Source organism: Nocardioides sp., assembly GCF_025965415.1.
Classification (GTDB): domain Bacteria; phylum Actinomycetota; class Actinomycetes; order Propionibacteriales; family Nocardioidaceae; genus Nocardioides.
The window spans coordinates 1-4,675 of record NZ_JAOPWY010000140.1; the positions used below are offsets into that span (position 1 = coordinate 1).

Below are 4,675 nucleotides of genomic sequence, written 5' to 3' on the forward strand. Positions count from 1 at the left end.
TCGAGACCTTTGTCTCGACCCACGCCGACCGGCTCAGCGGGCTCTCACGCCGCGAGGCGCTGAAGCACCTCGGACCTGGCTCGGCTCAGACCGGGACCAGCTCGACCGCTCCGACGGCGTAGCGCGCGAGGATCGCGCGGGCCACGGCGGGGTGGGCACCCAGCGGGTCGGAGACGGCGACGGCACCGGCCTCGAGGGCGAGCTCCCCCGCGCGGTCGGGCAGCCGGCCCGGCGCGAGGAAGAACGACGCGACGGCGATGTGGCGCTTGCCCTGGCCGCGGAAGGCGCGCACGGCCTCACCGGTGGCCGGCGGGGCGGCCGAGGCGAAGGCGGCGGTGACGGGCAGCCGGTGACGCGCGCCCCACGTGCGAGCGATCCGGGCGACGGCCTGGTTGGCGAGCGGGTCCGACGACCCGGCCGCGGCCAGCACGAGCGCGTCGAGCTCGCGCACGCGGGCGTCCTTGAGCGCCTCGCGCAGGCGGACGTCGAGCACCTCGAGGAAGGCGGCCTCCATGCCGAGGATCTTGCTGGCCTGGATGCGGAGCCCCTCGTGCCGGGCCATGGCGGCGGCGATCACCTCGGGCACGTCGACCTTGGCGTGGTAGGCCTCGGTGAGCAGCAGCGGCACGACGACGATCTCGTCGAAGCCCGCCTTGACCAGGCGGTCGACGACCGTGTCGAAGGACGGCTTGGCGAGGTCGAGGAAGGCCGTCTCGATGCGGAGGTCGGGGCGCATGCCCTTGACCTCGGCGACGAGCGACTTGATCGTCGCGGCCGAACGCGGGTCCCGGCTTCCGTGGGCCAGGGCAACCAGAGCAGGTGCAGCCATCAGGGGTGCCTCCGATCGTGCGTAGTGGTGCGGTGCTTCGTGGGTGCGACCTCGTTGTCGCACGTGCTGAGGAGAACGTCGTGGGGTGTGCTCATGCGTGGATCCCGCACTCGGTCTTGGTGGTGCCCGCCCAGCGCCCGCTGCGGGGGTCGTCGCCGGGCGCCACGCGGCGGGTGCAGGGGAAGCAGCCGATGCTGGGGTAGCCGTCGTGGACGAGCGGGTTGACCAGCACGCCGTGGTCGGCGATGTAGGTCTCGACCTGCTCGTCGCTCCAGCGGGCCAGGGGGGAGACCTTGACCTTGCCCTTGCGGGCGTCCCAGCCGACGACCGGCGCGATGACCCGGTTGTGGGTCTCGGCCCGACGCAGGCCGGTGGCCCAGGCGTCGTACTCGGCGAGGGTGTCGGCGAGCGGCTTGACCTTGCGCAGCGCGCAGCAGAGGTCGGGGTCGGTCTTGTAGAGGTCCTTGCCGTAGGCGGCGTCCTGCTCGGCCACGGTCTGCGCGGGCGTGATGCTGCGCACGTTGACCGGCAGGGTCGCCGCGACCGCGTCACGGGTGCCGATGGTCTCGATGAAGTGGTAGCCGGTGTCGAGGAAGACCACGTCGATGTCCGGCGCGACCGTCGAGGCCAGGTGGGCCAGCACGGCGTCGCCCATCGACGAGGTGATCGCGAACCGGTCGCCGAAGGTGGCGACGGCCCACTCGATGATGACCTCGGCTGGAGCGAGCTCGAGCTCGGCGCCGACGTGGGAGACCAGCTCGCGCAGCTCCTCCGGCGTACGTCCCTCGGTGTGGGTGCCCTTGAAGGCGCGGGCGGCGCGGGTGGAGAGGCTCATGCCTGACCACCCCCCACCGACGGACGCGGGACCATCCCGGTCATCTGCACGGTGAAGGCGCGCAGGCACGAGCGGCACTCCCAGGCCCCTGCGCCCTCGCGGGGGAACAGGTTCTCGTCCCCGCAGTAGGGGCAGTGGAAGGGCTGGGCACGCTCGGACATCAGGGAGCCACCGGCTCCCCGCGCAGCAGGGCCTCGTCGGCACGCGTCACCCAGGCGGCGAACCGCTCGCCGTCGGTGCGGTCAGCGAGGTACGCCGAGACGACGGCCGTGACGTAGTCGTCGAGGCCGGCACTGGTGACCTTGTGGGCGCGCAGCTTGCGGCCCATCGCCGGGTTGAGCCCGAGGGCGCCGCCCAGGTGGACCTGGAAGCCCTCGACCTGCGTGCCGTCCTCGTCCATCACGAGCTGACCCTTCAGGCCGATGTCGGCGACCTGGGTGCGGGCGCAGGCGTTCGGGCAGCCGTTGACGTTGACCGAGATCTGGGTGTCGAGGTCGGGGAAGCGCTTCTCCAGCTCCGTCACCAGGCGGCGGGCACGCTCCTTGGTGTCGACGATGGCGAGCTTGCAGAACTCGATGCCGGTGCAGGCCATGGTCGAGCGCCGCCAGTTGCTGGGACGCGCAGTCAGGCCGATCTTCTCGAGGTCGTCGGCGAACGCGGCGGTGTCCTCGGCGGCGACGCCGATCACGACGAGCTTCTGGTAGGCGGTGAGGCGCGCGCCGCGGGCGCCGTACGTCTCGACGAGGTTGCCGAGGGCCGAGAGCGTCGTGCCGTCGATGCGGCCGACGATCGGGGCCGCGCCGACGTAGAACCGACCGTCCTTCTGCTCGTGGATGCCGATGTGGTCGCCCTGGGCGAGGGGCGCCTCGGGGGAGGGGTTGTCGACCAGCGCGCGGTGGAGGTACTCGTTCTCGAGGACCTCGCGGAACTTCTCCTTGCCCCAGTCGGCCAGCAGGAACTTCAGGCGCGCCTTGGACCGCAGCCGGCGGTAGCCGTAGTCGCGGAAGATCCCCGCGACGCCCTCCCAGGCGTCGGCCACCTCGTCGAGCGGGATCCACACGCCGAGCTTGTGCGCCAGCATCGGGTTGGTGGACAGGCCGCCGCCGACCCAGAGGTCGAAGCCGGGGCCGTGCTCGGGGTGGACGGTGCCCACGAACGACACGTCGTTGACCTCGGGGGCCACGTCGTGGCTCGGGTGGCCGGTCAGCGCGGTCTTGAACTTGCGCGGCAGGTTGGAGAAGTCGGGGTTGCCGAGGATCCGACGCTTGATCTCGGCGAGCGCCTCCGAGCCGTCGATGATCTCGTCCTTGGCGATGCCGGCGACGGGGGAGCCGAGGAAGGGGCGCGGGCTGTCGCCGCAGGCCTCGAGCGTGGTGAGGCCGACCGCCTCGAGGCGCTCCCAGATCGCCGGGACGCTCTCGATCTCGATCCAGTGGTACTGGATGTTGTTGCGGTCGGTGATGTCGGCGGTGTTGCGGGCGTACGCCGTCGAGACCTCGCCGAGCGCGCGCAGGGCGGGACCGTCGAGGATGGCGCCGTCGGTGCGCACGCGCATCATGAAGAAGCGGTCGTCGAGCTCCTCCTCCTCGAGCTGGGCGGTCTTGCCGCCGTCGAAGCCGGGGGCGCGCTGCGTGTAGAGACCCATCCAGCGGAAGCGGCCGCGCAGGTCGGCGGGGTCGATCGAGTCGAAGCCGCGACGCGAGTAGGTGTGGAGGATGCGGTCCCGGACGTTGAGCGGGTCGTCGTCCTTCTTGGACTGCTCGTTCTTGTTGAGCGGCTCGGTGTAGCCGAGCGCCCACTGACCCTCGGCGCGCTTGGGGCGCGGGATCTCGGTGTGCTGGGCAGCCTGGGGCTTGAACCGGAGGTCGGGCATGATCAGGAAAGTCCTGTTCGCTGAGGAGTGCCGCGCGCGACGTTGAGCGCGGAAGGAGGTTTCTGGGGCGGCGATTCAGCGATGCCAACAGGTCGCGCTGCCCACGCGCATGAGGTCGACGTGACGTCGAACCACAAGGTGTGCGTGGGTGGAAGCGGTGACCATGTCAAGAAGTCTCAGGGAGTGGACACCCGATCCACAAGGCGAAATCTCGTTATGTGGGACGCCACTCCATCATGTGAGACAAGCGTGGCCGCGGCACGCTGGCTCGGGGGCGTCGGTGCGGTCCAGGTCACACCGTGCACGCCGGGTCGACCTCTCGTCGCAGGCCCGCGCGTGGCCTCTAGGCTGTGGTCCATGACCGACTCCCTGATCAGCAGCGCGTACTCGCAGGCCCTCGAGGTGATCGCCAAGGTCGAGCCGCGGATCGCCGAGGCCACCCGCCAGGAGCTCACCGACCAGCGCGGCTCGCTCAAGCTGATCGCCTCGGAGAACTACGCCTCGCCTGCGGTGCTGCTCACGATGGGCACCTGGTTCAGCGACAAGTACGCCGAGGGCACCGTCGGTCACCGGTTCTACGCCGGCTGCCAGAACGTCGACACCGTCGAGTCGCTCGCTGCCGAGCACGCACGCGAGCTCTTCGGCGCGCCCTACGCCTACGTGCAACCCCACTCCGGCATCGACGCCAACCTGGTCGCCTTCTGGTCGATCCTCGCCAACAGGGTCGAGACGCCCTACCTGCAGAAGATGCAGGCCAAGAACGTCAACGAGCTCACCGAGGCCGACTGGGAGACGCTGCGCCACGAGTTCGGCAACCAGCGCCTGCTCGGCATGTCGCTCGACGCCGGCGGCCACCTCACCCACGGCTTCCGCCCCAACATCAGCGGCAAGATGTTCCACCAGCAGCAGTACGGCACCGACCCGGTGACGGGCCTGCTCGACTACGACGCGCTGGCCGCGAAGGCACGCGAGTTCAAGCCGCTCATCCTGGTGGCCGGCTACTCGGCCTACCCGCGACGGGTCGACTTCGCCAAGAAGCGTGAGATCGCCGACGAGGTCGCCGCCACGCTCATGGTCGACATGGCCCACATCGCCGGCCTGGTCGCCGGCAAGGTGATCCCCGGCGACGAGGACCCCG

Annotated in this window: 5 protein-coding genes and 1 pseudogene; 1 reads left to right on the forward strand and 5 read right to left on the reverse strand. The window is 70.5% G+C overall.

Annotated elements, in window-relative coordinates:
• Window positions 1-85: 85 nt before the first annotated feature.
• The 5 genes from JWN97_RS14570 to JWN97_RS21265 form a co-directional block, all read right to left on the reverse strand.
• Window positions 86-829: a sirohydrochlorin chelatase gene (locus JWN97_RS14570; protein ID WP_297623967.1), complete on the reverse strand. Its 744-nt coding sequence runs from the start codon at window positions 827-829 to the stop codon at window positions 86-88.
• A gap of 91 nt (window positions 830-920) precedes the next feature.
• Entirely contained in the window at window positions 921-1,664 is a 744-nt protein-coding gene (locus JWN97_RS14575) for a phosphoadenylyl-sulfate reductase (protein WP_297623970.1), read from the reverse strand.
• Window positions 1,661-1,825 carry a hypothetical protein gene (locus JWN97_RS14580; RefSeq protein ID WP_297623973.1) on the reverse strand — a complete coding sequence of 55 codons (165 nt, stop codon included), beginning with the start codon at window positions 1,823-1,825 and terminating at the stop codon, window positions 1,661-1,663. Before JWN97_RS14580 ends, JWN97_RS14575 begins: the two co-directional genes overlap by 4 nt.
• Window positions 1,825-3,537: a nitrite/sulfite reductase gene (locus JWN97_RS14585; RefSeq protein ID WP_297623976.1), complete on the reverse strand. Its 1,713-nt coding sequence runs from the start codon at window positions 3,535-3,537 to the stop codon at window positions 1,825-1,827. The genes JWN97_RS14580 and JWN97_RS14585 overlap by 1 nt, the downstream gene beginning before the upstream one ends.
• Before the next feature lie 75 nt (window positions 3,538-3,612).
• Window positions 3,613-3,702: a putative leader peptide gene (locus JWN97_RS21265; RefSeq protein WP_363321295.1), complete on the reverse strand. Its 90-nt coding sequence runs from the start codon at window positions 3,700-3,702 to the stop codon at window positions 3,613-3,615.
• Window positions 3,703-3,894: 192 nt separating this feature from the next.
• Between JWN97_RS21265 and JWN97_RS14590 the strand changes: the two are divergent.
• Window positions 3,895-4,675, forward strand: a pseudogene (locus JWN97_RS14590) (glycine hydroxymethyltransferase); the annotation flags it as partial.

Coding starts and splice junctions, on each gene's coding strand:
- JWN97_RS14570 (WP_297623967.1), bottom strand. CDS start 829: ATGGCTGCACCTGCTCTGGTTGCCCTGGCCCACGGAAGCCGGGACCCG.
- JWN97_RS14575 (WP_297623970.1), bottom strand. CDS start 1,664: ATGAGCCTCTCCACCCGCGCCGCCCGCGCCTTCAAGGGCACCCACACC.
- JWN97_RS14580 (WP_297623973.1), bottom strand. CDS start 1,825: ATGTCCGAGCGTGCCCAGCCCTTCCACTGCCCCTACTGCGGGGACGAG.
- JWN97_RS14585 (WP_297623976.1), bottom strand. CDS start 3,537: ATGCCCGACCTCCGGTTCAAGCCCCAGGCTGCCCAGCACACCGAGATC.
- JWN97_RS21265 (WP_363321295.1), bottom strand. CDS start 3,702: ATGGTCACCGCTTCCACCCACGCACACCTTGTGGTTCGACGTCACGTC.